Below are 26,819 nucleotides of genomic sequence, written 5' to 3' on the forward strand. Positions count from 1 at the left end.
TAAGGTGGGCTTTAGGCCACCCTTTTGGTTTGCGTCTTCCGGAGGTTACAGAAATCGGGGCTTCACAGGCGATCTGGCGAAACGCTCCACCGGAGCGTTTCCAAGGCGCAAGATCACCCTTTCATGGAGTCCCAGAAGGTTTTCACGGAGGAAAAGAAGCTGGAGGTCTCCGGGTTGTTGTTCTCGGAGAGGTCCTCGAATTCAGCCAGAAGTTCCTTTTGCCGGGCGGTCAGGTTCACCGGGGTTTCCACCGCCAATTCGATGAACATATCCCCTGATCCGGCGCCGCGCAGCGCGGGCATGCCCTTGCCGCGCAGACGCATCTGGCGACCGGATTGGCTGCCCGACGGGATTTGCACGCGCCCACGCCCGCCGTCGATGGTCGGTACTTCGATGGACCCGCCAAGAGCCGCCTTGGCCATGGAAACGGGTACGCGGCAGAAAAGGTTCCCACCCTCGCGCGAGAACAGTTCGTGTTCGATCACATCGATGAAGATATAGAGATCGCCCGACGGTCCGCCCCGCATGCCCGCTTCGCCTTCACCAGCCAGACGGATGCGGGTGCCGGTTTCGACACCGGCGGGGATGTTCACGTTAAGCGCCCGCTCTTTTTCGATCCGGCCAGCGCCATTGCAGGATTTACAGGGATTATTGATGTGCTGACCCAGGCCGGAGCACGTCGGGCAGGTCCGTTCGACCGTGAAGAACCCCTGCTGAGCGCGCACTTTCCCCATGCCGGAACAGGTCGGGCAGGTGGTCGGTTCGGCGCCGCCCTCTGCGCCGGAGCCGTTGCAGCTGTCACAACCGACCGAGCCCGGTACGTTGATCGTCTTTTGCAGACCAGCGTAGGCGTCTTCGAGCGAGATGCGCAGATTGTAGCGCAGATCGGAGCCCCGTGCGGCCCGGCGTCCACCGCCGCCGCGTTGGCCACCCATGAAATCGCCGAAGAGGTCATCGAAGACATCCGAGAAGGCAGATCCAAAATCGCCCTGGCCGCCGCCAAACCCGCCGCCGGGACGGCCACCACCGCCGCCCATGCCGCCTTCGAAAGCGGCGTGACCAAAGCGGTCATAAGCTGCTTTCTTGTCTGCGTCTTTCAGAACTTCATAGGCCTCGTTGGCCTCTTTGAATTGCGATTCAGAGTCTGGATTGTCTTTGTTGCGATCCGGGTGCAGTTCCTTCGCCTTTTGGCGATACCCCTTCTTGATCTCGTCCGCAGAGGCGCCTTTGGCGACACCAAGTACGTCGTAATAATCACGTTTTGCCATCCGGTAGGTCCCCTTACTGGAACGTGAGAGGCCGACCCGGGGGTCGGCCTATGCAGTGGTTCCGGGTATCGCGCAACTTACGCGCGCTTGTCGTCGTCGAGATCTTCGAACTCGGCGTCGACGATATCATCGTCATCAGCGCGGGGCTCGTCGGTGGCCTCGGCCACGTCTTCACCCTCTTCTTGCGCGGCCTTGTAGATGGCCTCGCCCAGTTTCATCGCCGCTTCGGTCACGTTCTGGATACCGGATTTGATCTTCTCGGCATTCTCGGTTTCCAGCTCGTCCTTGAGTGCGGCAATCGCCAGTTCGATGGCTTCGATGGTGGTCGGATCGACCTTGTCGGCATGCTCTTCCATCGACTTCTCGGTCGAGTGGATGAGGCTTTCCGCCTGGTTCTTGGCCTCGATCAGCTCGCGGCGCTCCTTGTCGGCCTCCGCGTTCTCCTCGGCGTCCTTGACCATTTTGTCGATGTCTTCGTCCGACAGACCACCCGACGCCTGGATCGTGATCTTCTGCTCTTTCATCGTGCCCTTGTCGAGCGCGCCCACCGACACGATGCCGTTGGCGTCGATGTCAAAGGTGACTTCGATCTGCGGCATGCCGCGCGGGGCGGGCGGGATGTTCTCAAGGTTGAAGGCGCCGAGGATCTTGTTGTCGGAGGCCATCTCACGCTCACCCTGGAAGACCCGGATTGTCACCGCGTTCTGGTTGTCTTCGGCGGTGGAGAAGATCTGGGACTTCTTGGTCGGGATCGTGGTGTTGCGGTCGATCAGGCGGGTGAACACGCCACCCAGCGTCTCGATGCCGAGCGACAGCGGGGTCACGTCCAGGAGGACCACGTCCTTCACGTCACCCTGCAGAACACCGGCCTGAATGGCGGCGCCCATGGCGACCACTTCGTCCGGGTTCACACCCTTGTGCGGCTCTTTGCCGAAGAACTTGGTCACTTCCTCGACCACCTTGGGCATGCGGGTCATCCCACCGACCAAAACAACCTCGTCGATGTCGGAGGGGCTGAGACCTGCGTCTTTCAGGGCCGCCTGACAAGGCTTGATCGAATTCTTGATCAGATCGCTGACCAGCGATTCCAGCTTGGAGCGCGTCAGCTTCATGACCATGTGCAACGGTTGACCATTGGCACCCATGGAAATGAACGGCTGGTTGATCTCGGTCTGGCTGGCGCTGCTGAGCTCGATCTTGGCTTTCTCCGCCGCTTCTTTCAGGCGCTGCAGGGCCATTTTATCAGCGGTCAGGTCCACCTGGTGCTCTTTTTTGAATTCACCCGCCAGGTAGTTGACGATGCGCATGTCGAAGTCTTCACCGCCGAGGAAAGTGTCCCCGTTGGTGGATTTCACCTCAAACAGGCCGTCGTCGATCTCCAGAATGGTCACGTCGAAGGTCCCGCCACCAAGGTCATAAACCGCGATGGTTTGCGTCTGCTCTTTGTCCAGACCATAGGCGAGCGCCGCTGCTGTGGGCTCGTTGATGATCCGCAGCACTTCGAGGCCCGCGATCTTGCCCGCATCCTTGGTCGCCTGACGTTGGGCGTCGTTGAAGTAGGCAGGCACGGTGATGACTGCTTGCGTGACGTCTTCGCCGAGATAGCTCTCGGCGGTTTCTTTCATCTTGCCGAGGATGAAAGCGGAAATCTGAGAGGGCGAGTATTTCTCACCCTTGGCTTCCACCCAGGCATCGCCATTGCCGCCATCAATGACGTTGAACGGCATGTTCTTCTTATCCTTGGCGAGGTCCGCATCGTCAAACCGACGACCAATCAGACGCTTGACGCCAAAGACGGTGTTTTCAGGGTTGGTGACGGCTTGCCGTTTCGCGGGCTGACCCACGAGGCGCTCATCATCCGTGAAAGCAACGATGGACGGGGTCGTCCGCGCGCCTTCGGAGTTTTCAATTACACGGGGCTGACTGCCATCCATGATGGAAATGCAGCTGTTGGTGGTGCCCAGGTCGATACCAATCACTTTGGCCATTTTTAGATCCCTCATTTACTCAAGGCGATGACACGGAGCATTGGCCCGTTATGGCGCCGTTGCCCCGATCTGGATAACACAGGAAGCGGGTCGCTTCGTGCGGTTCGCAGCGTATATAAGGAGGGGTCTCGGGCGCTGCAACCTTTAGGCGCGGCATCCTCGGGGATTCTTATAGCAAATTCTGCTCAATTGGCACTTCGACGGGGGACGCATGGCACATTTGACGGTTGCGGGCTTCGAAATCCACACATCTTACCTCGCGCCAGACGCGCAACACGCCTTGCTCGACGCCCTGCGTCAGGTGGTTCGGGCCGCGCCCTTCGTTGATCCGGTGACCCCCAGCGGTAAAAAGATGTCGGTGCGGATGACCGCAGCGGGGCAATACGGCTGGATCGCCGACCGGCAGGGCTACAGATACGCGCCACAGCATCCCCAAGGGACGCCCTGGCCGGATATTCCCGAAAGCGTTCTGGAGATCTGGCGCGACCTGACGGGGCTGGCCCGCATGCCAGAGTGTTGTTTGATCAACTATTATGGCAAAGGCGCGCGCATGGGCCTGCATCAGGACAAAGACGAGGCCAGTTATGACTGGCCGGTGGTGTCCATATCGCTTGGCGATGATGGGCTGTTTCGCATGGGGGGAACGCAACGGGGCGGCAAGACGCAATCGATCTGGCTGAACTCCGGGGATGTCGTGGTCATGGGCGGTGCCGCGCGGCTGGCCTATCACGGTGTGGACCGAATCCGCTTTGGCTCCAGCACGTTGATGCCCAAGGGCGGGCGCATCAACCTGACGCTTCGGGTGACGACATAGCGACAGCCATGAACAATTGAAATGACACCAGCGCTGTGCAACGATAAGTCGTTTTCAATATGCGCGTCTCATTCATGCTGTTTCTTCGCCCCTTTTTTCTTGTAACCCTTTTGGTGTTGTCCCTACCTGTCGCCGTGTCGTCAAAGGATCGTGTGGCGCTTGTGCTGGGCAATTCCGACTACGCGCATCTGGGCTACTTGCCGAATGCGGCCCAGGACGCTCAGGATGTCTCAGATGCATTGCGCGCGCTGGAGTTCGAAGTTTTCGAAGGCATTGATTTGACGCGCAAGCAGATCGGGCGGCTGGTGTTCCGAGTGATGTCGCGGCTGGATGAAGACGATCTGGCCCTCTTCTACTATGCCGGACATGGGGTTCAGTTCGGGTCACAAAACTACATTCTGCCCGTCGATGCGACAGGTACCACCGAAGAAACGGTGCAGAAATCGGCGATCCGATTGCAGTCCATTATCAAAGATATCGAACAAAGGGCGAGCAGGAACGTGGTCATCATGGATGCATGCCGGGACAATCCGTTTGCCCAAGGTCTGGATGAACCGCTGCAGAGCATGGGCGCAACGGGTCTTGCAGAACTCAAAGGCGGGCTCAGCACCTTCGTCGCCTTCGCGACCGAACCGGGTCTGGCTGCATCGGACGGTGCTGGCAGGAACAGCCCCTTTACCGGCGCTCTGCTGCGTTACATCAACGATGAAGAAAAGGACGTGCACGAGCTGATGCGCAAGGTCCGCTATGATGTTGTTCAGGAAACCAACAGCGTGCAGACCCCTTGGGAAAGCTCCTCTTTGCTCAAGAAAATATGCCTCGCACAACCGGGCGGCCACTGTGCGCAACCGGTAAACTTGCCGACGCCCGCGCCGCAACCGGAAACGACCACCCCGGCTCAACCGCAACCGCAGTGGCCCGACCTGGTTCTGACGCATGTGGTATCCGGGCTTGATCCGAATGGCGATGGGTTTCTGGCCCTGCGCGCGGGGACGTACAGCGGCGCGGCGCGTCTTGCGAAAATGACCGAAGGCACACGGCTGCAGTTTCTGGGGCAGGACGGTGTGTGGTTCCACGTGCGCACGGAGACCGGGCTGGAGGGGTGGGCGCATTCCAACTGGATCAGGTTTACAGGTGCGCAGACCAGCGCCGCCCAGACCACCTGCGAGGCGCTGTGGCAGCAACGCAACGCGTATTTCCACCAGCGGGGCTATTGCTTTCAGTCAGCGCGGGGGCAAGCGGCGTTTTCCAATCAGAACTGCATTCCCGGGCTCAGCGCGGCAAACGTGCCGTTGAGCTCTGCCGAACGAGCCGCCGTGTCGCAGATCAAGGCGCAGGAACGCGCGATGGGGTGCCCCTAGATCGTTTCGACGGTAAGGCACGTGGCGAAAGCCAGCGTGAACGCCCAGAGATGTCCACGTGATTGCCAAGCCAATTCTGTTATGGGACATGCAAATGAACTTGGTGCCTGACGTGCAGGCCCGCTGTCCAGGGAGAGTGTTGAATGGAACGAATCGGGGTTGTTGGACTGGGCCGCATGGGCAGTGCCATTGCGCGGCGCATGTCCGCCATGGGACATTCGGTGCAAGGATGGACACGCAGCGGTCGTGCCGTGGCGGGTGTCGACAGCGCCCCGGATCTACGGAGCTTGGTGGAACGCAGCGATACCCTGATCCTCAGCCTGTTCGACGATGCGGCGGTGTCTGAGGTGCTGGAGGCGCTGATTGGCTGCGATTTGACGGGCAGACAGATCATCGACACCAGCACGGTGGTGCCCGACATCCTCAAGACCCGCATGGAAGCGATCAGAGCGGCCGGAGCAACGGCGGTCGATGCACCAATTTCAGGGGGCCCGGATTTGGTCATGGCCGGAAAATGCGGGATTTTCATGGGCGGTGAGGAGGCTGCGGCCGCGCGGGCTCAGGACACGCTTGCGTCGCTTTCCAGTCGCATCTTTCACGTGGGCCCGCTGGGGGCCGGCCTCGCGATGAAGGTAATCAACAACGGGATGATCCAGACCTACTTCAACGGTCTCGCTGATTTCATGCCCTTGGCAAAAAGGGCTGGATTGCCACTCGAAACAGCGCTGAAAATCCTCAGTGGCGGGCCCGCAGGCATGCCGATGGTCGCCGACCGCATTCCAAAGGTGTTGGGTCAGGACAAGGAAATCGGTTTTACGATCAACGCGACCTACAAGGACGCGGATGTCTTCCGGCGCGTCATGCAGTCTTTTGATCTGCCGTCGCCGATGCTGGATAGTTTTGCGGAGATGAGCGGCGGCGCCATAGAGGCCGGTTTGGGCGAAGATGATCCCGCTGCCTTTATCCGTTTTGCCTATGAGGGTGACGCAAAGCCTTGATCTTCAACGTCGCGCGTTCCAGCTGAGCGAGGCGTGCCGACGGGTATAGAATTCCCCCATCAGGCCGATCATCACAAGCACTACGCCGACCCACATGGCATAGTGCCAGTCCGTATAGCGGGGATTGTAGTTGATGAAGACAAAGCCCCGCGTCTGGTCGATGGCGTGAAACAGCGGGTTCCAGTCAAACATTGCCAGCATGAAGCCCGGCAGACTGTTCGCCACGAACATTTTTCCTGACGCGATCATGTTTGCCCGCTGGTAAATGGTCGTAAAGATGCTGACCACTTGCGGCATCCAGGGTTTCAGAGCCAGGAGCACAAGGCCCAGTGCCACACCCGTGAACCAGGCCACCATCAGCATGCCAAAGGCCGCCGCCGGTTCCTCGATGATCACCGGGGCAATTGCGACGTGATACCCAAAGAGAATGATGCCCAGCGAGAGCACCTGAATGTAGAGCGCGCCAATGGCGGCAGAGGCGATGGCAATAATCGTGTTCATCGGCGCATGCTGCATCATTGGGCTGGCAGGCCCTTCCGATCCGACGACCGCACTCATCGATTTCGTGTGGGTGATAAACAGGAAAATGCCCGACATGATGTAGAGCAGGAAATCGCCCCGGATCGCGGAACCGCGCAGGCCCAGCACCGAGAACATAAAATAGAACGCAAGCACGAAGATCAGCATCTGCAGAACATTGATGAAGATCGCGGCAAAGGCGTTATTGTGCGTTTTGCGCACGGATCTGACAACGGAGTGATACACCAACTCCAGTATCGTCAGCGCAGAAGTTAATCCGCCCTCATTGCGTTTTGTTGCCTGAAACATGACCGCTTTGCCTTTTGATCTGCGCGAGTATCGCACGGAATTCTTGCTGTTCCGTTAGAGCTTGACCATAAGGGGCATCGTTTTGAACATCAATGATCGTGGAATGGATGGTGACGTCATGGATTATGTGAAACTGGTTGAGGTCATGCGTCGACTGTCGATTGAGGCTGGTGCTAAGATCATGGAAATTTATGAATCGGACGATTTTGACGTGAAAGTGAAATCGGATGAAAGCCCGGTCACGGCGGCAGATGAAGCTGCGGATGCGTTGATTTCGGCTGGCCTGCGTGCCGCGTTTCCCGACGTCATGCTGGTGACCGAGGAACAATCGGCGACACATGATACCTCGGGCGATACATTCCTGATCGTTGACCCACTCGATGGGACCAAGGAGTTCATTCACCGACGGGGCGATTTCACAGTGAACATTGCTCTGGTCGAGGGGGGTGTCCCGACGCGGGGGGTTGTCTATGCGCCTGCCAAGGGCCGGATGTTCTACACTGATGCCAATGGTCAGTCCGTCGAGGAAACGGGTGATCTGGTCGTGGATCAGGTAGGGGGTCTGACACCGATGTCGGTATCTAAGGCTGACAACACCGCTCTGATGGTCGTTGCGTCGAAGTCCCACCGGGATCAGGCGACCGATGACTACATCAACAAATACTCTGTCAAAGATATGAAGAGTGCGGGCTCGTCGCTCAAATTCTGTCTCGTGGCGACCGGGGAGGCAGATCTTTACCCGCGTCTCGGTCGCACGATGGAGTGGGATACAGCGGCAGGCCATGCGGTGCTGTCGGGTGCGGGGGGATCCGTTGTTCGTTTTGATAATCTGAAACCGCTTGGATACGGCAAGGAGGACTACGCAAATCCGTTTTTCATCGCTCACGCGCCAACCGTCGATCTGAAAGACAGCTGATGTCGGTCCTGATCGTAATCCCGGCGCGTTATGCGTCCAGCCGTTATCCGGGCAAACCTCTTGTAGGCCTGAAGGGCGCATCAGGCCAGTCACGCAGCCTGATTGAACGCAGCTGGCTGGCCGCGCAGGAGGTTGCCGGTGTCGCACGGGTCGTCGTGGCCACTGACGACGACCGTATCAGAGAGGCGGCGGAAGAGTTTGGCGCAGAGGTCGTCATGACATCCTCCACTTGGGTGAACGGCACGGAGCGTTGCGCAGAGGCACATGAGATTTTGGGTGGGGGATATGAGATCGTCGTTAACCTGCAAGGCGATGCGCCCCTGACGCCACAGTGGTTTATCGAAGATCTGGTCACCGGGCTGCGGGCGGCACCCCAGGCGGAGATCGCGACGCCGGTGTTGCGCTGCGACGGCGCCACGCTCAACGGTTTTCTGAACGATCGCAAAGCCGGGCGCGTTGGCGGCACAACGGCTGTTTTCGACGCAAGCCGCCATGCGTTATACTTTTCCAAAGAGGTGATCCCTTTCACACCGCAAACCTATCCGGATACAGAAGAAACACCTGTTTTTCATCATGTTGGCGTTTATGCATATCGTCCCGAGGCGCTGGTTGCCTACCCGACATGGCCCATGGGCCCATTGGAACAGCTTGAGGGCCTTGAGCAGTTGCGATTCATGGAAAATGGCCGGGCCGTGCTCTGCGTGGAAGTCGCAGCGAAAGGGCGTCACTTCTGGGAACTGAACAACCCTCAGGACGTGCCGAAGATTGAAGGGATGATGGCACAAATGGGTTTGGATTGAGCGTAGATTGCCCCGATTTTCCACGTGATCTCGCTCTCTGAAAACACCGAGAAAAATGTGCTGACCAGTTGCAACAATGATTAATATTATGCCCGTTATGCGAGTATATTGGCGAGACTCCGCTATAATTCGTGAAATCGAACCAATTGTGCTCAAAAATAGCTTTAATTGACGAGCAAGTCGTGTTTTTGACGCATTCGAGCACTAGTTTTATGCTCGCGGGGTGCGATTGATTTTTTTTAAGTGTGAGGGCAACAGTATGAAACGCAAGGTAACCAAGGCGATTTTTCCCGTGGCTGGGATGGGAACACGCTTTCTTCCTGCGACCAAGTCGGTACCCAAGGAAATCATGACATTGGTGGATCGCCCGTTGATTCAATACGCGATCGACGAGGCGCGCGCTGCTGGCATCAAGGAATTCATTTTCGTGACGTCACGCGGCAAGGGTGCGCTGGAAGATTACTTTGACCATGCTCCCCAACTCGAACAGGAATTGCGCAAGAAGGGCAAACACGACCTTCTTGAAGTGCTCGAAACAACCAACATGGACAGCGGCGCAATCGCCTATATTCGCCAGCACAAGGCGTTGGGTTTAGGACACGCCGTCTGGTGCGCGCGTCGCTTGATTGCAGACGAGCCTTTTGCAGTTATCCTGCCGGACGATGTGATCGCCGCCGACAAGCCCTGTCTGCAGCAGATGGTCGAGGCCTATGCGGAGACAGGCGGCAACATGGTCGCGGCGATGGAAGTTGCACCTGAGAAATCTTCGTCCTATGGGATGCTGGATGTTTCCGAGGACATGGGCTCGATGGTCAAGGTCAAAGGCATGACCGAAAAGCCCAAGGCAGAGGAATCACCCTCCAATCTTGCGGTGATCGGACGCTACATCCTGTCGCCGTCGGTGTTGACGAACCTGAACAAGATGAAATCCGGCGCCGGTGGTGAAATTCAGCTGACGGATGCAATCGCGCAGGACATTGAGAAGAAGAGCAATGTCTATGGATACCGCTTCCGCGGGCAGCGTTTCGATTGCGGCTCCAAATCCGGATTCCTGCAGGCGACAGTTGCTTTCGGCCTTGATCGGGATGATCTGCGTGAGGACCTGTCTGCGTATCTGCATGACGTCGTCAGCATGGGTAAAGCGGCGGAGTAACGGCGCGCACCAACTAACAAGAATGGCTTAACGACGGCGCAGAGGCATCTCTGTGCCGTTTTCTATTGCCACGCCAGGGCCTGTTTTGCAGCCCTCCGGGGCAGCAGGCAGGTCAGAGGCCGATGCCGGTCAGGGAAAAGCTTGGCTGCGCAATCAATTCGGGCAATATGGCGACAAGATCGTAACGGCTTTGCCTGTACGGCCCCTCGGTTCTGAAAGGTCGCGTGATGGCGCCGCCCACGCTTTGGTCCAGATACAAGTTGCGGCTGCGGCGCAGGCGATTGCTGTGGCGCGGTTTTCGCAGTCGCCACAAGCTGACGCCTGTGCAGAACCATACGCGGCAGATTGCACCGACGGATATCCTGCTTTTCGCGACAGTGCGTAACGAGGCCCTGCGGTTGCCCTATTTCCTGCAGCACTACAGAGCGCTTGGCGTGCGCCACTTTCTGATCATCGACAATGGCAGTGACGATGGTACGGTGGCGCTGCTCACGGATGCACCGGATGTCTCAGTGTGGCGCACGGATGCGAGCTACAAATCGGCGCGCTTCGGAATGGACTGGCTGACATGGTTGATGATGCGTTATGGCCACGGCCATTGGACGGTAACGGTGGATGCAGATGAACTGCTGATCTACCCCGATCACGAAACGAGACCTCTCCCTGACCTCACCAAGTGGCTTGACGCGAGAGAGCAGCGGATGATGGGGGCGATGATGCTCGATCTCTATCCCAAGGGGCCACCCGATGATCAGGCTTACAGACCCGGGCAAAATCCCTGTGAGGTGCTCCAGTGGTTCGATGCGCATGGGTACTGGGTTCAGCGGCAGGCCAAGATGGGAAACCTCTGGTTACAGGGCGGGGTGCGGGCGAGATGTTTTTTTGCGAAGAATCCGGCGCGTGCTCCGACGTTGAACAAGATTCCATTGGTCAAATGGAACCGACGCTATGTCTTTGTAAATTCGACACATAATGCACTTCCCTCCGGGTTGAACCGTACTTATGACGAGACCGGTAGATCCAAAGTCAGCGGGGTTCTTTTGCATACCAAGTTCTTGCCCGGATCGGCGGAGCGTGCGCGACAAGAGCAGATGCGTAAGGAGCATTTTTCCAACTCGGCGCTCTACGATGAGTATTACGATGCGGTGGCGGAAGACCCCGATATGTGGTCCCCGGACGCCACCCGTTTCACTGGTTGGCAGCAGCTTCTGGACCTACGCTTGATGTCGCGTGGGGATTGGTAGTGTCCTGCTGACCGCGCCGCCTTTCAAAAACGCTTTAAATCATTGCGAAAATAGAGTTTTTGAGCAATAAAATATCAATAAGTCGCGATTAACCAAAAAAGCGGCACAAGATCGACCGCAGGCAGATGGGGACAGGGGTCCTTTGAACACCGGCGGTGGGGCGGTGGAGAGGGCTGAAGCTTTGGGTGTTCTGGGATCTTACCGGATGCGTCTGGCGCGCAAGCGTCTGCGTGTACGCGCGCGGCGCAAGAGCTTTGACCTAAAGCGGATTGTCGACAGAACCGCGCAACTGCGCGATGGGGATATCCTGCTGTTTTCGACCCAGCGGAACGAGAAGGTGCGCCTCCCCTATTTTCTGGAATACTACCGCGAGATGGGCGTGTCCCATTTCTTTATCGTCGACAACGACAGCACAGATGGGTCGGCGGATTACCTTGCCGATCAACCGGATGTGTCCCTGTGGCGGACGAAAAGCAGCTACAAGAAATCGCGTTACGGGGTGGATTGGCTGAACTACTTGCAAAGCAAGTATGCCCACGGCCACTGGTGCGTCGTGGTCGATCCCGATGAATTCCTGCTCTATCCGTTTTGCGATACGCGACCTCTCCGTGCGCTGACTGATTGGCTCGACAGCTGCTCCATTCGGGCCTTTTCGGCGATGCTGCTGGACATGTACCCCAAGGGACGGCTGGAGGATCAGCAATACCTGCCCGGTCAGAATCCCATCGACATTGCCTGCTGGTTCGACAGTGGCAATTACACGATGTCGCGCAACCATCTTTATGGAAACCTGTGGATTCAGGGTGGGCCGCGCAGCCGCGTGTTTTTCCCGGAGGAGCCAAAGCGCGCACCTGCGTTGAACAAGGTTCCCCTGGTCAAATGGGACCGACGCTATGCCTACGTGCACTCGACGCATATGTTACTGCCGCGGGGCCTGAACCTCGTCTATGACGAATGGGGTGGAGAAAAGGCATCTGGGATTCTGTTGCACGCAAAGTTCCTTGATACCTTTGCTGACAAGGCGAGCGAAGAGATCGAACGCCAGCAGCATTACGCGGAGTCCCACGAGTACCGGGCATATGCTCAAGGCCTGACAGAGGATTCGGAGCTCTGGTGCAAGTGGTCTGAGAAATACATCAACTGGAGGCAGTTGGAGATACTCGGCCTGATGTCCAAAGGAAACTGGGCGTGAGCGTCGGCGTCGTCATGTTGGTACACACCGCCTTTGGGCGGGCGGAACAAGTTGTGCGCCACTGGTCGGCTGCGGGCTGCCCGGTTGTGATCCATGTGGACAAGAGCGTGTCGCGCAAGGCTTTCAGCGCATTTACGCAGTCGCTGGCAGATGTCCCGAACGTGTCGTTTTCAAAACGCTATCGGTGCGAATGGGGCACCTGGGGGATCGTGGCGGCGACGCAGACCGCGTCAGAACAGATACTCTCCAGCTTTCCGGATGTGCGGCATGTCTACCTCGCATCTGGCTCCTGCTTACCGCTGCGCCCGGTTCAGGAGTTAATCGACTACCTCGCGGATCGACCCAAGACCGATTTCATTGAAAGTGCGACGACGGCTGACGTTCCCTGGACGGTTGGTGGTTTGGACGCCGAACGGTTCACCCTGCGGTTCCCGTTTTCATGGAAGCGCCAAAGGTTCCTTTTTGACCGCTACGTGGCCTTGCAACGTCGGTTGCGGGTGAACCGGCAGGTGCCCGGAGGTCTTGTGCCGCATATGGGATCACAATGGTGGTGTCTGACCCGGCAAACGCTGTCCGCCATTCTGCAGGACCCGGCGCGCACAGAATATGACCACTACTTCCGCCGCGTCTGGATTCCGGACGAGAGCTATTTCCAGACGCTGGTGCGCCAATACGCGATCAACATTGAAAGCCGGTCGCTGACGTTGTCCAAGTTCGACTTTCAGGGCAAACCGCATATCTTCTATGACGATCATCTGCAGCTGCTACGTCGATCAGATTGTTTTGTCGCGCGCAAGATCTGGCCGCACGCGCATCGGCTCTATGACGCATTCCTTACCGACCCGTCTGGCGCGATGAAAAAGACAGAGCCCAATCCCGGCAAGATCGACCGCATTTTTGCCAAGGCGGTGGAGCGTCGCACGCGAGGCCGTGCCGGTCTCTATATGCAGAGCCGCTTTCCCCGCGAAGATTGGGAAAACGGAGTGACCGCCGCACCCTATTCCATGTTCCAAGGATTTGCCGAGCTTTTCGAGAATTTTGAGCCCTGGCTTGCCAAGGCAACGGGCGCGCGGGTGCATGGTCATCTCTTCGCGCCGGAGCAGGCTTACTTTGCGGATAATCAGACCGCGATGAATGGTGCCTTGAGCAACAGCGCGACGTTGCGTGACTACAACCCGCACGGTTTTTTGACCAATCTGATTTGGAATACCCGCGGCGAGCGGCAATGCTTTCAGTTTGGCCCGCGGGACAATCAGGTGATAAACTGGCGCGTGGCCAAGGACCCCAATGCGCAGATTTCCGTGATCAGCGGCGCGTGGGCTGTGCCGCTCTTTCGGTCAAACGCCAATTTCATGGACTTGCGTAAAGCCGCTGCACAGTTGCAAAAGACAGAAAGCGAGCACCTGGATGTTTTGCGCTCCACTTGGGTCAAGGCGCGTGTCCGTATCTGGACGATGGCGGAATTCATAGAAGCACCGATGGAGCCTCTCCAGACGATACTGGATGAGATCGGGCCAAACACGGCGCGCCGCCTATCCGAGGTGCCGCGCATGGTGGATCTGAACGGCTTTGGCCAGTTCCTGCAGAACCTTAAGAATCAGGGCATGCATCCCTATCTGATGGGGGATTTCCCCGTAGAACAGGCCGACGCGGGTATTGATCGAGACAGACCGCGCAAACCCTATCTCGTGCGGTGACGAGCCAGCCAAACGTCTCGTATCTGCAGCGCAGATTTAAGCTGCCTGTTCTGATTCCGCTGATGTGAGAATGGTGTGCAGTGTGCCGGGGTTCGGATTCGCCCGAAGCTTTGCACAGATTCCCGGATCGCGCAGTGTACGGGACACGAGGGCCAGCGCCTTGAGGTGCTCTACACCGGCATCTTCCGGGGCAAAGAGCGCAAAGGCGACGTCAACAGGTTGACGGTCCACGGCGTTGAAGTCGATGGGTTTGTCGAGCAACACAAATGCACCCACGACTTTGTCCAGCCCATCAAGCCGTGCATGGGGCAGGGCAATCCCATGTCCAACACCGGTGGGCCCCAGCGCCTCGCGCGCCAGCAGCGCGTCGAGAACGTGGCCTGATTTCAGCCCATATGCCTGTTCCGCAAGATCGCCGAGATCTTGCATAAGGCGCTTTTTACTCGAGGCGGAGGTCAATACCTTCACAGCCTCAGGCTTGAGGAGTTTGTTAAAATCCATTCTGCTCGCACTTTCGGGAGGCTCCATCGCCTCGAAGAAATCCTACTGCGGGTCTATCCAGCCAATGTTCCCGTCATCGCGACGGTATACGACATTTAGGCCCTCTTTGCCCTCGTTTCTAAAGACCAGAACCGGTGCACCAGCAAGCTCCATCTGCATCACGGCTTCACCTACGGAGAGAGAGGGGATCTTGGTTTCCATCTCGGCGACGATGATCGGTTGCAGTGTCTCTGGTTCCTGCGCCTCTGAGTCGGCATCTGATGCGAGGATATAGGAGGACGCGCCGTAGATTTCAACCGGTTCCGCCCGATCTTTGTGATGATCTTTCAACCTACGCTTGTAGCGACGCAGCTGTTTTTCCATCTTGTCGCAGCACGAATCAAAGGCGGCGTAAATCTCGGTCTGGTGCGCTTTTGCCTGTGCCGTCAGGCCCGTAGACAAATGGACGGTCGCCTCGCAGACAAACTCATGCGCCGACTTGGAAAACACCACAACCGCTTCGGTCGGGCGTTCGGCATATTTTTTCACTGCTTCACCCAATTCTTCTTTCACGTGGGTCTGCAGGGCTTCGCCGATGTCGATCTGTTTGCCGCTGATTTGATACCGCATAGTCTCTCCTTCGAATGGTTGATCCTGCATCGGGTTTCCGGGCGCAGATACGCCGGGACAACGGGTCAGAGGATCACGGAAAATGGCATTCCATATGATGATTGTCTTCCGGGGCCTTGGCAGGCAGGCTGATGCGCGGTCAGACAGAAACTGGTACGTGCCATGCCGTCATTGAGCCCGATAACCGACACCAGAGTCAAACAAAAGCGGGTCGCGTGCGCGGAAAAAAGCGTTAACGCGCGCGCGGCTGGATCAGGAGATTTTGAAGTTGTCGCCGAGGTAGACGCGGCGCACGTTTTCGTTCTCGACAACCTCGTCCGGGGTGCCCGACATCAGGACGCGACCCTCGTGCAGAATATAGGCGCGATCAACGATTTCGAGGGTTTCGCGGACATTGTGATCGGTGATCAGCACGCCGATGCCGCGCTTCTTGAGGTCGGCGACGAGGTGCCGGATATCCCCGACGGAGATCGGATCAACCCCTGCAAAAGGTTCATCCAGGAGCAGGTATTTGGGATTGGCCGCGAGACAGCGGGCGATTTCGACCCGGCGCCGTTCGCCCCCCGACAGGGCGAGGGCAGGCGCACGTCGCAGATGTTCAATGGAAAATTCGCTGAGCAGCTCTTCGAGCCGTTCGCGGCGCTTGTGACGGTCTGCCTCGGCGATGTCGAGGATGGCGCTGATGTTGTCTTGTACAGACAAGCCCCTGAAAATGCTCATCTCTTGTGGGAGATAGCCGATGCCCAGTCGGGCGCGACGATACATCGGCAAGGCCGTGACATCCTGCCCATCAATCAGAACGGTGCCGCCTTCAGGCGTGACCAGCCCGGCGACGGCATAAAAGGTGGTGGTCTTGCCGGAGCCGTTCGGGCCCAGCAGCGCCACCACTTCCCCGCGCTCCAGGTACATAGAAAAATCGCGGATCACGGTCTTCTTGCGATAGGATTTTCGCAGGTGCTCTACATGCAACCCGGCAGAGCCTTCGGCGACGGTCAGGGTGGGTCGTGCCATTTAATTGTCGCCGGTCTGCAGAATGGTCTTTACCGATCCGGCCATCTGGGCGGTGCCAGTGTCGAGCTGCACCGTCATCTTGTCCGCCGTCAAAGCGGAGGGGCCCTGGGTCAGCAGCACGTTGCCGGTCATCACGATCGTACCATCGTCAATGTTGTAGTCTGCGCGTTCTGATTCGGCGGCATCCGGACCGGACACCAGCGTCACGCCGCCGGTGGCTTCCATCCGTTCGATCCCTTCCGTGTCTTCGCGGTAAACAACCAGCAACCGTTTGGCGGACAGCCGCATTTCGCCCTGACCGACCACAACATTCCCCGTGAACACGGCCTCTCCGGTGTCCTGATCAACCGCGAGATTGTCCGCGGTGACTTCCACGGGAAGACCGGTGTCCTGTTGAAGGCTGCCGAAAGCAACCTGCGTTCCCTGCGCAAGCAATGCCGACGCGATGGCCATAAGGAAAAGGGGCAGGATAAATATTCTTAACAAAGTCACGGGTCAGTCTTTCACCTGTTTCGGCTGATATATCAGTTTCACACCGTTTGTGAAAACCAATTGAGCCGGCGCGTCCGTTTCGGGCGACATCAGCCGCATGGACCCCGCCACCAGCTCGCCTGCAGGGGTGGTTGCAAATACTGTATCGGGGGAATGGAGGTCCAAGGCGGCAATTCTCGCTATCAGCGCTTCGCTGGTGATGATGTACCCTTGCGACGTGGTGATCACAACGTTGCCGGTCAAGTCCGCGACGTCCTGTCCAACGTTAACCCGCGCCGTTTTCGACTTTATGTTCACAGTTGTGCCACCGACCATCTCGATCTTCACAAAGACATCCTCTGCGCGGTTGGCGCCGGTCAGGCCGTTTGGAGTCACGACTTTCTCCGCCACAAAGGCGATCTTGTCACCGTTCGCCGTCGTCCCTGAATAATAGGGGCCCGAGATTTGCTGGTTCAGCAGCCGGTCCTGCACCTCGGTGTCGGCGAAGGGGATCGATTCCGTGGGGTCGACGACACGGGACAAAAGAAACAGGGTCGAAAGTAGGCCAAGGGCCGCAAGCGGCAGGGCCACTTTCAGCCAGGCCACCGTGCGTGAATACCGATCCCCCCGCATCGTGGCCTACCCCAGACCGACGCGCAGACAATCATGGATGCGGATCAGGCCAAGTGGCTTGGCCGGTCCCGTGGTGTCGACCACAAAGAGGCTGGTGATCTGACGGGCCTGCATCATGGCGACGGCCTTTTCAGCCAGCGCGCCGGGATCGATGGTCACGGGCGAGGGTGTCATGACGTCCTGCGCCGTCAACGACAGCAGCCCGTCCATATGTCGTCGCAGATCGCCATCGGTGATGATGCCCGCAAGCAGCCCGTTTTGGTCAACAACCCCGACCACGCCAAAGCTTTTCTGGCTGATCTCGATCAGCGCATCCGACATCGGCGTGTCAGGGCGGACGAGCGGCAGCTGGTCGCCGGTATGCATCAGGTCCGACACCCGGCTGAGTTGTGCGCCCAGCTTGCCGCCGGGATGAAAGTCGCGGAAGTTTTCAGGCGTGAAGGCGCGGTGCTCCATCAGCGCAATGGCCAGCGCATCCCCCAGGGCCAGCGTCATCGTTGTTGAGGAGGAGGGCACGACGCCGGTGCCGCAGGCCTCGCCCAGTTTCGGCAGCAGCAGCACCACGTCGCATTCGCGGCCAAGGCTGGAGCCTTCTGCGCTGGTGATCCCGAGCAACGGAATGTCAAAGCGGCGCGCGTAGGCCAGCAGGTTGGCAAGCTCCGGCGCCTCGCCCGAGTTAGATATCGCCAGCACCACATCGGCGCTGGTGATCATGCCGAGATCGCCGTGGCTCGCCTCTGCCGGGTGCACGAATTGCGCGGGTGTGCCAGTGCTGGCCATGGTGGCGGCGATTTTGCGCGCGATATGGCCTGACTTGCCAATGCCGGTGACGATTACGCGGCCATTGCTGTTGAGCAGCAGGTCGATGGCGTCGCGAAACCGCGCATCCAGCCCCTCGGCCAGCGTGGTGAGCGCATCGGCCTCGGTCCGGATCACCCGGCGGGCCGTATCAAGAAACGGTGTGCTCATGAATGCGCAAAGATGTCCGTGTCGGGCCAGCCTTCGAGGTCCAGCCGCGCCCGGACCGGCAGAAAATCAAAGCAGGATTGCGCCAGTTCCATACGCCCCTCCCGTTCCAGCATCACGTTCAGCGCCTCCCGCAGCCGGTGCAGGTAAAGCACGTCAGAGGCTGCATAATCGACCTGTGCATCGGTCAGGGTGTCTGCACCCCAGTCGCTGGATTGCTGCTGCTTTGAGATGTCGATGTTCAGCAATTCCTGCAGCAGCTTGGCCAGCCCGTGCCGGTCGGTGAAAGTCCGCACGAGGCGGCTGGCGATCTTGGTGCAATACACCGGCGACGCGGTCGCGCCGAAGGTGTTCAGCATCGCGGCAATGTCGAACCGCCCGAAGTGAAAGAGTTTGAGCACAGCCGGATCTTCCAGCAGGGCGCAGAGGTTCGGTGCGTCGGTCTGGCCTATGGCGATCTGTACCAGATGCGCCTTGCCGTCGCCGCCTGACAGCTGCACGACGCAGAGCCGGTCGCGGTGTGGATTGAGGCCCATCGTTTCGCAATCGATGGCAACAACAGGCCCCAGATCAAGCCCGTCCGGAAGGTCATTTTTGTATACGCTATGTGTCATGTGCTCCCTATAGCCTGCCTTATTGGCTTGGGAAAGCACAGGTTACGTGGCGAGATCGGCGAGGTCTGGCCGTGGAAATCTGTGCAGCAGCGCGGTCACCAGCGCGCGACACTCCTGCTCGCGCCAGTCCTCGGTGTAGAGGGCGGCGGGCAGATCGGGGTGTTTCAACACCAGCCGCCGCCAGTTGTGCACGATCAGGCAGCGCAGCACGGCACAGTCAACCGGCGACAGATCGGCACCGTTTGGCAAGGCGCTGTCGATCTCGGTCAGGATACCGTGCAGCTTGCTGTAATCCGCGCAAAGTGTCTCGGGCGTCAGCTGTCGGCGCAGCCAATCCGGCACCGCATCACCGCTCAGCGCCAGCGTATTTTCTGGCACTGCGCGCCCGGCGGGGCCGATGTAGACACGCGGCATCATTTGTGTGAACCCCGCAGTTTCCAGCAGGTTGCGCGGGTCGCCATTTGCCTTTTCGGTCAGCAGAACCACCCATCCGCCGGGCATGTCATCCGGTGCGGCATAGATGCGGCGGCTGGCCTGAATGGTTTCGCGACGTCCATGTTCCGTCAGGCTGTGGCGGCTGGTGCGTCCCGATTTGGCGGAGGTGATCCAGCCGTCGTTGCGCAGCCTGTGCAGGGCCACGCGCGTTGCTTCCGCCCGGACGTTCATCCGCCCCATAAGCGTGGACAGCACCGGCCCGTCGATGCCTGCGCCCGCGTCCGGCACAAGGTCACCGAATACGGTCACCAGCAGAGACCAGACCCGCTGGCCCCCCAGGTCGGTCAGGGCGGTTGTCAGGTGGTCCAGTGGATCAGAAAGCATTCATCGTCAGCAATTCATATTCGGCGACGGCTTCGTCGTCCTGATTGGTCAGGGTCACGTGCCAGCGCACCTCGCCGTAGTCTTCGTTGCGCGGGGTTTTGGCCTTGACGGTCAGTCGCACGTTGATGCTGTCCCCGGGTTGCACCGGCGCCATGAAGCGCAGATTGTCGAGACCGGTGTTGGCCAGCACTGGGCCGGGATCGGGTTGCACGAACATGCCCGCCGCGAAACTCAGCAGCAGGTAGCCATGGGCAACGCGCCCGGGAAAGAACGGGTTCGCTGCCGCCGCGTCCTCGTCCATGTGTGCGTAAAAGGTATCGCCGGTGAATTGGGCGAAGGTCTCGATGTCCTCAAGCGTGATCTCGCGTGGCCCGGCGTTGAGGGTGTCGCCGATGTTTAGCGCGCCAAAGGGACGGGTGAAGGGATGCGCGGCGTTCTGGTTTTCGTTCGCGCCGGGCACCCACTGGCCGGTGATCGCGGTGAGCACATCGGGGCTGCCCTGTATCGCAGTGCGTTGCATGTAATGCATGACGCCGCGAATGCCACCGAGCTCCTCGCCGCCGCCAGCGCGTCCCGGTCCGCCGTGCACCATATGGGGCAACGGTGATCCGTGCCCGGTCGCTTCCTTCATCGACGCCCGATTGTTGAAATAGAGCCGCCCGTGGAAGGCGGCGGCCCCCATCGTGATCTCGGTCGCAACCTCGGGGTCATTGGTGATGACGGAGGCCACAAGCGAGCCCTTGCCCCGGTTCAGCAGCCGGGTCGCGTGGTCCAGGTCGCGGTAGCCCATGATGGTGGAAACAGGCCCGAAGGCTTCGGTGTCATGCAGCCGCTGCGCGCCGTCCGGGTCCGCGCAGTGAAACAGCATCGGTGGCAGGAAGGCCCCCTTGTCCCGGTCTGCGCCTTGCACGGTGAAATCCATTGGGTCACCAAAGACACGGTCCGCCTCTTGTGCGATCACGTTGGCTTTCTCCAGAACGTCCCGTTTCTGCGCGTTAGAGACCAATGCGCCCATGCGCGAGGTCTCCAGGCGCGGATCGCCAATAGCGGTTTTGGCCAGTCTTTCGGACAGGGCGGAGATAACCGCATCGACCTGCGGCTGCGGGACCATGATGCGCCGGATCGCGGTGCACTTCTGCCCGGCCTTGGCGGTCATTTCGCGTTGCACCTCTTTCACGAAGAGGTCGAATTCCGGGGTGCCGGGCGTGGCATCCGGGCCAAGGATCGAGGCGTTGAGACTGTCCTGTTCAGCCGTGAAACGCACCGACCGTTCGAGCAGACGCGGGTTGGCGCGCAGTTTTAGCGCCGTATCCGCAGATCCGGTGAAACTGACCGCGTCCTGACAATCGAGGTGGTCCAGCATGTCGCCCAGCCCCCCGCTGACCAGCTGCACCGCGCCCTCGGGCAAGAGGCCGCTGTCGAGCATCAGCCGCACGCAGGCCTCCGTCACGTAGCAGGTCGCGGTGGCGGGTTTCACGATGGCGGGCACCCCGGCCAGCAGGGTGGGGGCCAGTTTCTCCAACATGCCCCAGACCGGGAAGTTGAAGGCGTTGATATGCACCGCGACGCCTTGCAGCGGGGTTGCGATATGGCGGCCCACGAATTGCCCGTGACGTCCCAGCTGCTCCACCGGCCCGTCAAGATAGACCCGCGCATCCGGCATCTCGCGACGTCCCTTGGAGGCAAAGACCAGCATCGTACCGATCCCGCCGTCAACGTCGATCATGTGATCCGATTGCGTGGCGCCGGTGTCAAAGCTGAGGTCATAGAGGGTTTGCCTATGGTCCTTCAAATACAGCGCCAGCGCCTTGAGTATGCGCGCGCGGTCGTGAAAGGTGAGCTTGCGCAAGCCCGGCCCACCAACGTCGCGGGCGTAACCAAGCATGGCCTGCACATCCAGCGCATCATTGCCCGCGGTTGCGATGACCTCGCCCGTGATGGCGCTTGCGATCGACCGCGCGCCTTCGCCGGGGCCGATCCACTGCCCGGCGGCAAAGCTCATGACATCGCGCAGGTTCAGATCCTTGGGCATGGGGACTCCTCAGTGGGTGTCGTATTCGACGACGATCTTGTCACTCAGCGGGTAGCACTGGCAGGTCAGCACCATGCCCTGCTCCACCTCGTAATCTTCCAGCGCGTGGTTTGAGAGCATCTCGTACTCGCCCTCCAAAACCCGCGCCTTGCAGGTGGAACAGACGCCCGCCTTGCAGGCAAAGGGCGCATCCAGCGCGTTGTCGAGGGCGGCTTCCAGCACCGATTGATCCTTGGGCATGGTGAAATTGCGGGTGACACCCTCGACCGTGACCTGTGCCTCGGTGCCTTTCTGGTCGGCGGCGCGGGCCGCGATTTCCTGCTTGGCCAGACGTCCCTGCTGGCTCTCGGTAAAGAGCTCGAATTTGATCTGATCAGGCTCTAACCCGTGGGTTTTCAGGCTGTCGGCAATGGCCAGCATCATCGGTTCCGGCCCGCAGATGAAGGCGGTGGTGACCGATTCGACGTCGATCCAGTGCTGGAACAGCTTGTCGCATTTCTCCTGATCGACGCGTCCGGTGAAGAGATCCATATCCTGACCGGATTCGAGGATATGGATGATTGTCAGCCGCCCCATGTACCGGTTTTTCAGGTCTTCCAGCTCCTCGCGGAACATGATCGTGTTCACCGCGCGGTTCGCGTAGACCAACGTGAAGGTCGCATGCGGTTCCCGGCGCAGCACCGTTTTCAGGATCGACAAGACCGGCGTGATACCCGAGCCACCGGCAAAGCCCAGGTAGGATTTCGCCTTTTCAGGCTCTAACGCGGTGAAAAACGACCCGGACGGCGGCATGGCGTGCAGGGTGTCGCCGACTTTCAACTGCGTGTTCGCAAAGGTGGAAAACGCGCCGCCATCGACCCGCTTGATCCCGACCTGCAGCACGCCGTCGTCAAGCCCGGCGCAGATGGAGTAGTTGCGCCGTAGTTCCGTCCCGTCGAAATCCTGCTTGAAGGTCAGATACTGGCCTTGGGTGAATTTGAACGCCTCGGGGCTGTCCGGTTTCAGGGTCAGCACCACGGCGTCACGGATGGTGTGGTGGATGTCTGTCACGGTGAGAGGATGAAACTGGGACATCAGATACACTTGAAATAGTCGAAGGGTTCCAGGCAGCTTTGGCAGCGCCATTGGGCCTTGCAGGGGGTGGAGCCGAACTGGCTGATCCGTTCGACATGGTGCGATTTGCACAGCGGACAATGCTGCGGGCTGCCTGCCGGTTGCGGTGGAGCAATGCCGTAGTCTTCCAGCCGCTGCTTGCCGCGCTCCGTCAGCCAATCGGTGGTCCAGGCCGGAGAGAGCTGGGTCTTGAGGGTGAGGTTCTCGATCCCGTGGTCGCGCAGTGCTGTTTCGATGTCGAGGTTGATGATCCGCGTCGCCGGGCAGCCGGAATAGGTCGGCGTGACGGTCACCTCAAGCGTATCCTCGACCCATTCGACGTTGCGGATGATGCCCAGATCGGTCAGGCTGATCGCCGGGATCTCCGGGTCGGGCACGGCATCCAGCCATTCCCAGATCACCTCGGTCGTGGGTTTGTCAGTTACCATGTCGCATCCGGGTAGGCGCGCTGCAGCCACTGCATCTGGCTCAGCATGTGGCCGAGATGTTCCGAGTGTCGTTGCCCCGATTTCCCGCCCTTATGTGCGAATTCACTGTCGGGTTTGACCAGCGTTGCATTGGAGAGAACCTCGTCGAGTGTCGCATCGAATTCGGGACGCAGATGTGCGGGGTCAGGAGCGATCCCATGAGCTACCATCGCGCCATCCACATCATCCGCGACAAACATCTCGCCGACAAAAGGATAGAGCCTATCAAGGGCTTTTTGCATGCGCGCATGGCTTTCATCCGTCCCATCGCCCAGCCCGATCACCGTGTCCGTGGTGCGTTCCAGATGATAGGTCACCTCCTTGAGCGACTTCTCCGCAATCGCGGCAATCTGGTCGTGGCTGCTGTCCTGCAGGGCGGTCAGCATGCCCTTGTGCCAGAGGTCGAAGAGGAATTGCCGCATCATCGTCTGGCCGAAATCACCGTTGGGTTGTTCGACCAACAGCACATTGCGAAACTCCCAAACGTCCCGGCGAAAGGCCAGCGCATCGGCATCGCGGCTTTTGCCCTCGACCTCGCCTGCGAGGTTCAGCCAGAGCGTCGTCTGCCCAATCAGATCCAGTGCGGTGTTGGCAAGCGCGATGTCTTCTTCCAGCACTGGCGCCACGCCGCACCATTCGGAGACGCGGTGGCCCAGCACCAGGGTGTTGTCCCCCATGCGGCACAGGAATTCGAAGAGCGGATCGGTCACATCGCACCTACGTCATCGGGGATGTTGAAGAAGGTCGGGTGGCGATAGACCTTGTCGTTGGAGGGCTCGTAGAGCGGGCCTTTCTCTTCCGGGGAGGAGGCAGCGATGGCGGCGGCTTCGACCACCCAGATGCTCACGCCCTCGTTGCGGCGGGTATAGACATCACGGGCGTTCTTGATGGCACTTTCCGCGTCGGCGGCATGCAGCGATCCGACATGCCGGTGGCTGAGCCCGTGCTGGCCACGAATAAACACCTCCCAGAGGGGCCACTCGGTGGCGCGGGGCTTGCCGTGCGGTGCGGCTTCGGTGGCGTCATAGGATCCGGATTCAGGGCTGCTCATGTCACTTACTCCGCTGCCATTTTGCGTGCACGTTTCTTCTCCGCGTGGGCCAACAGGCCTTCCCGCACCCAGCGGCCCTCGTCCCAGGCCTTGTTGCGCGCTTCCATGCGATCCACCGAGCAGGGACCGTTGCCCTGCAGCACATCAAAGAACTCGTCCCAATCGGGCTCAGAGAAATCGTAGTGTCCCCGCTCTTCGTTCCATTCCAGATGCTCATCGGGGATGGTCAGGCCGAGATAGGCGGCCTGTGGTGCCGTCTGGTCGACGAATTTCTGGCGCAGCTCGTCATTGGTGTTCATCTTGATTTTCCACGCCATCGATTGCGCGGAATGGACCGAGTCCTTGTCGGAGGGGCCGAACATCATCAGCGAGGGATACCAGAAGCGGTTGAGCGCATCCTGCGCCATCTTGCGTTGCGCCTCGGTGCCGTTCGCCATCTTCATCATGATGTCGAAGCCCTGCCGCTGGTGAAATGATTCCTCCTTGCAGATGCGCACCATGGCGCGGGCATAGGGCCCGTAGGATGTGCGTTGCAGCGGCACTTGGTTCATGATCGCCGCGCCATCGACCAGCCATCCGACCGCGCCCATATCCGCCCATGTCAGGGTCGGATAGTTGAAGATGGAGGAGTATTTCATTTTGCCCGAGAGCAGGTCGCGCGTCAGCTGATCGCGGCTCACCCCCAGCGTTTCGGCGGCGCAGTAGAGGTAGAGCCCATGCCCCGCCTCATCCTGCACCTTGGCGAGCAGGATCGCCTTGCGCTCCAGCGTGGGGGCGCGGGTGATCCAGTTGCCCTCGGGCAGTTGGCCGACGATTTCGGAATGCGCGTGCTGGCCGATCTGCCGGATCAGCGTCTTGCGGTAGCCGTCGGGCATCCAGTCTTTGGGCTCGATCTTGCCACCCGCATTGATGCGCTCCTGAAAGGCGCGTTCCTCCGGCTCCATCTCGTCGAGCGATTTGACGCCCTTGCCGGTCGATTTGATCATCTGTGCATACATGGTTCAAACCCTCTCAAGGATAAGCGTTACCTAGTTCGCGCGCTCGAGGATGAGCGCGACACCCTGGCCGACCCCCACGCACATCGTACAGAGCGCGTAGCGCCCGCCGGTGCGCTTGAGTTGATAGGCGGCCGTCATCACCAGCCGTGCGCCCGACATGCCCAACGGGTGGCCAATGGCGATGGCACCCCCGTTTGCATTCACGTGCGGCGCGTCGTCTGCCACGCCCAAGGCGCGCAGCGTAGCGAGTCCTTGCGCGGCAAAAGCCTCGTTCAATTCTATCACATCCATCTGCTCGATGCTCAGTCCTGCGCGTTTCAGGACTTTTTCGCAGGCGGGGATCGGTCCGACGCCCATGATCCGTGGCGCGACGCCCGCCGCCGCCATTGCAACCACGCGGGCCATTGGCGTCAGGCCATGGGCAGCGGCAGCCTCCTCCGACGCAATGAGCAGCGCGGCGGCGCCGTCATTGACGCCCGACGCATTGCCCGCCGTCACGGTCAGCTCCGCGCCATTGATCCCCCGCAGATTGGCCAGCTTATCCGTGGTCGTGTCCTGGCGCGGATGTTCATCCGTGTCGACGACAACCGGATCGCCCTTGCGCTGCGGAATGGTGACGGGGGTGATCTCCTCGGCAAACACGCCCTCCGCATGCGCCTTGGCCCAGCGAGCCTGACTGCGCGCGGCAAAAGCATCCTGATCGGCCCGGCTGACCGCGTAGTCCTCTGCCACATTGTCTGCGGTTTGCGGCATGGAGTCGATGCCATATTCGGCTTTCATCTTCGGGTTCACGAAGCGCCAGCCGATGGTCGTGTCATAAATTTGAGCCGTACGCGAAAATGCCGTTTCCGCCTTGGGCATCACGAAAGGCGCGCGGCTCATGCTTTCGACGCCCCCGGCAATCGCCAGATCGATGTCGCCCGCGCGAATTGCCCGTGCCGCCGCCCCCACGGCATCCATGCCCGACGCGCACAGCCGGTTTATGGTCGATCCCGGAACCTCCACGGGCAAACCTGCGAGCAATGCTGCCATCCGCGCCACGTTGCGGTTGTCTTCGCCTGCCTGATTGGCGCAGCCGTAAATGACGTCATCCACGCGCGACCAGTCCACCGACGGATTGCGGGCGATGAGTGCTGCAATCGGGGCGGCGGCGAGATCATCCGCACGCACAGCAGACAGGCCCCCGCCATAGCGCCCGATGGGCGTGCGCTGCGCGTCACAGATGTAAGCCTGCATAGAATCCTCCCGTTGAGGGAAAAGTCTAAGTCAGGTGCG

Annotated in this window: 27 protein-coding genes; 9 read left to right on the forward strand and 18 right to left on the reverse strand. The window is 59.7% G+C overall.

Annotated elements, in window-relative coordinates; genetic code table 11:
* Positions 1-113 precede the first annotated feature (113 nt).
* Complete coding sequence (dnaJ, locus tag Q1A07_RS09395; protein WP_299780071.1) at positions 114-1,268, reverse strand: molecular chaperone DnaJ; 1,155 nt, start codon at positions 1,266-1,268, stop codon at positions 114-116.
* A gap of 77 nt (positions 1,269-1,345) precedes the next feature.
* Entirely contained in the window at positions 1,346-3,256 is a 1,911-nt protein-coding gene (dnaK, locus tag Q1A07_RS09400) for a molecular chaperone DnaK (RefSeq protein WP_299780073.1), read from the reverse strand.
* Between the two features lie 211 nt (positions 3,257-3,467).
* Between dnaK and Q1A07_RS09405 the strand changes: the two genes are divergently transcribed.
* From Q1A07_RS09405 to Q1A07_RS09415, 3 genes are all read left to right on the forward strand, one after another.
* Positions 3,468-4,070: an alpha-ketoglutarate-dependent dioxygenase AlkB gene (locus Q1A07_RS09405; protein ID WP_299780075.1), complete on the forward strand. Its 603-nt coding sequence runs from the start codon at positions 3,468-3,470 to the stop codon at positions 4,068-4,070.
* A 134-nt stretch (positions 4,071-4,204) separates the two neighbouring features.
* Positions 4,205-5,431, forward strand: coding sequence for a caspase family protein (locus Q1A07_RS09410; RefSeq protein ID WP_299780077.1), 1,227 nt, complete (start codon positions 4,205-4,207; stop codon positions 5,429-5,431).
* 143 nt (positions 5,432-5,574) lie between these two features.
* The gene (locus Q1A07_RS09415; protein WP_299780079.1) at positions 5,575-6,429 is read left to right on the forward strand and encodes an NAD(P)-dependent oxidoreductase; all 855 of its coding nucleotides are present in this window, start codon (positions 5,575-5,577) and stop codon (positions 6,427-6,429) included.
* A gap of 3 nt (positions 6,430-6,432) precedes the next feature.
* Here Q1A07_RS09415 and Q1A07_RS09420 read toward each other — a convergent pair whose 3' ends face one another.
* Positions 6,433-7,257, reverse strand: a complete 825-nt coding sequence (locus tag Q1A07_RS09420; RefSeq protein WP_299780081.1) for an ABC transporter permease — start codon at positions 7,255-7,257, stop codon at positions 6,433-6,435.
* A gap of 118 nt (positions 7,258-7,375) precedes the next feature.
* On the opposite strand from Q1A07_RS09420, the gene cysQ reads away from it, so the two are divergent.
* The 6 genes from cysQ (at position 7,376) to Q1A07_RS09450 (ending at position 14,259) form a co-directional block, all read left to right on the forward strand.
* Positions 7,376-8,173: a 3'(2'),5'-bisphosphate nucleotidase CysQ gene (gene cysQ / locus Q1A07_RS09425; RefSeq protein WP_299780083.1), complete on the forward strand. Its 798-nt coding sequence runs from the start codon at positions 7,376-7,378 to the stop codon at positions 8,171-8,173.
* The gene (locus Q1A07_RS09430; protein WP_299780085.1) at positions 8,173-8,973 is read left to right on the forward strand and encodes a manno-octulosonate cytidylyltransferase; all 801 of its coding nucleotides are present in this window, start codon (positions 8,173-8,175) and stop codon (positions 8,971-8,973) included. Before cysQ ends, Q1A07_RS09430 begins: the two co-directional genes overlap by 1 nt.
* Before the next feature lie 259 nt (positions 8,974-9,232).
* On the forward strand, positions 9,233-10,126 hold the full coding sequence (galU, locus tag Q1A07_RS09435) for a UTP--glucose-1-phosphate uridylyltransferase GalU (RefSeq protein WP_299780087.1): 894 nt from the start codon (positions 9,233-9,235) through the stop codon (positions 10,124-10,126).
* 227 nt (positions 10,127-10,353) lie between these two features.
* Positions 10,354-11,370 carry a glycosyltransferase family 2 protein gene (locus Q1A07_RS09440; RefSeq protein WP_299780089.1) on the forward strand — a complete coding sequence of 339 codons (1,017 nt, stop codon included), beginning with the start codon at positions 10,354-10,356 and terminating at the stop codon, positions 11,368-11,370.
* A gap of 205 nt (positions 11,371-11,575) precedes the next feature.
* On the forward strand, positions 11,576-12,562 hold the full coding sequence (locus tag Q1A07_RS09445) for a glycosyltransferase family 2 protein (RefSeq protein WP_299781388.1): 987 nt from the start codon (positions 11,576-11,578) through the stop codon (positions 12,560-12,562).
* Positions 12,559-14,259: a beta-1,6-N-acetylglucosaminyltransferase gene (locus Q1A07_RS09450; RefSeq protein WP_299780091.1), complete on the forward strand. Its 1,701-nt coding sequence runs from the start codon at positions 12,559-12,561 to the stop codon at positions 14,257-14,259. The genes Q1A07_RS09445 and Q1A07_RS09450 overlap by 4 nt, the downstream gene beginning before the upstream one ends.
* A gap of 36 nt (positions 14,260-14,295) precedes the next feature.
* Here Q1A07_RS09450 and Q1A07_RS09455 read toward each other — a convergent pair whose 3' ends face one another.
* The 15 genes from Q1A07_RS09455 to pcaF form a co-directional block, all read right to left on the reverse strand.
* On the reverse strand, positions 14,296-14,760 hold the full coding sequence (locus tag Q1A07_RS09455) for a PTS sugar transporter subunit IIA (protein ID WP_299780093.1): 465 nt from the start codon (positions 14,758-14,760) through the stop codon (positions 14,296-14,298).
* Between the two features lie 42 nt (positions 14,761-14,802).
* Entirely contained in the window at positions 14,803-15,369 is a 567-nt protein-coding gene (gene raiA / locus Q1A07_RS09460) for a ribosome-associated translation inhibitor RaiA (RefSeq protein ID WP_195820973.1), read from the reverse strand.
* Positions 15,370-15,621: 252 nt separating this feature from the next.
* On the reverse strand, positions 15,622-16,380 hold the full coding sequence (gene lptB / locus Q1A07_RS09465) for an LPS export ABC transporter ATP-binding protein (protein ID WP_299780097.1): 759 nt from the start codon (positions 16,378-16,380) through the stop codon (positions 15,622-15,624).
* Positions 16,381-16,833: an LptA/OstA family protein gene (locus Q1A07_RS09470; RefSeq protein WP_299780099.1), complete on the reverse strand. Its 453-nt coding sequence runs from the start codon at positions 16,831-16,833 to the stop codon at positions 16,381-16,383. It lies immediately after the preceding gene.
* 42 nt (positions 16,834-16,875) lie between these two features.
* Positions 16,876-17,457, reverse strand: coding sequence for a hypothetical protein (locus Q1A07_RS09475; protein WP_299780101.1), 582 nt, complete (start codon positions 17,455-17,457; stop codon positions 16,876-16,878).
* Between the two features lie 33 nt (positions 17,458-17,490).
* A complete protein-coding gene (locus Q1A07_RS09480; RefSeq protein ID WP_299780103.1) occupies positions 17,491-18,453 on the reverse strand; it encodes a KpsF/GutQ family sugar-phosphate isomerase in 963 nt (320 codons plus the stop codon).
* A complete protein-coding gene (locus Q1A07_RS09485; RefSeq protein ID WP_299780105.1) occupies positions 18,450-19,064 on the reverse strand; it encodes a ribonuclease D in 615 nt (204 codons plus the stop codon). Before Q1A07_RS09485 ends, Q1A07_RS09480 begins: the two co-directional genes overlap by 4 nt.
* A 42-nt stretch (positions 19,065-19,106) precedes the next feature.
* Positions 19,107-19,883 carry a PaaX family transcriptional regulator C-terminal domain-containing protein gene (locus Q1A07_RS09490; RefSeq protein WP_299780106.1) on the reverse strand — a complete coding sequence of 259 codons (777 nt, stop codon included), beginning with the start codon at positions 19,881-19,883 and terminating at the stop codon, positions 19,107-19,109.
* Entirely contained in the window at positions 19,873-21,903 is a 2,031-nt protein-coding gene (paaZ, locus tag Q1A07_RS09495; RefSeq protein WP_299781390.1) for a phenylacetic acid degradation bifunctional protein PaaZ, read from the reverse strand. Before paaZ ends, Q1A07_RS09490 begins: the two co-directional genes overlap by 11 nt.
* Positions 21,904-21,924: 21 nt before the next feature.
* The gene (locus Q1A07_RS09500) at positions 21,925-22,989 is read right to left on the reverse strand and encodes a 2Fe-2S iron-sulfur cluster-binding protein (RefSeq protein ID WP_299780107.1); all 1,065 of its coding nucleotides are present in this window, start codon (positions 22,987-22,989) and stop codon (positions 21,925-21,927) included.
* Complete coding sequence (paaD, locus tag Q1A07_RS09505; RefSeq protein WP_299780108.1) at positions 22,989-23,456, reverse strand: 1,2-phenylacetyl-CoA epoxidase subunit PaaD; 468 nt, start codon at positions 23,454-23,456, stop codon at positions 22,989-22,991. Before paaD ends, Q1A07_RS09500 begins: the two co-directional genes overlap by 1 nt.
* Entirely contained in the window at positions 23,450-24,172 is a 723-nt protein-coding gene (paaC, locus tag Q1A07_RS09510) for a 1,2-phenylacetyl-CoA epoxidase subunit PaaC (protein WP_299781392.1), read from the reverse strand. Before paaC ends, paaD begins: the two co-directional genes overlap by 7 nt.
* A gap of 29 nt (positions 24,173-24,201) precedes the next feature.
* Positions 24,202-24,546, reverse strand: coding sequence for a 1,2-phenylacetyl-CoA epoxidase subunit PaaB (gene paaB, locus Q1A07_RS09515; RefSeq protein ID WP_299780109.1), 345 nt, complete (start codon positions 24,544-24,546; stop codon positions 24,202-24,204).
* Positions 24,547-24,551: 5 nt separating this feature from the next.
* Entirely contained in the window at positions 24,552-25,544 is a 993-nt protein-coding gene (paaA, locus tag Q1A07_RS09520) for a 1,2-phenylacetyl-CoA epoxidase subunit PaaA (RefSeq protein ID WP_299780110.1), read from the reverse strand.
* Between the two features lie 30 nt (positions 25,545-25,574).
* Positions 25,575-26,780: a 3-oxoadipyl-CoA thiolase gene (pcaF, locus tag Q1A07_RS09525; protein ID WP_299780112.1), complete on the reverse strand. Its 1,206-nt coding sequence runs from the start codon at positions 26,778-26,780 to the stop codon at positions 25,575-25,577.
* Positions 26,781-26,819 lie beyond the last annotated feature (39 nt).

Origin of the sequence: uncultured Roseobacter sp. (genome assembly GCF_947492555.1) — a bacterium.
Taxonomy (GTDB): Bacteria; Pseudomonadota; Alphaproteobacteria; order Rhodobacterales; family Rhodobacteraceae; genus Roseobacter.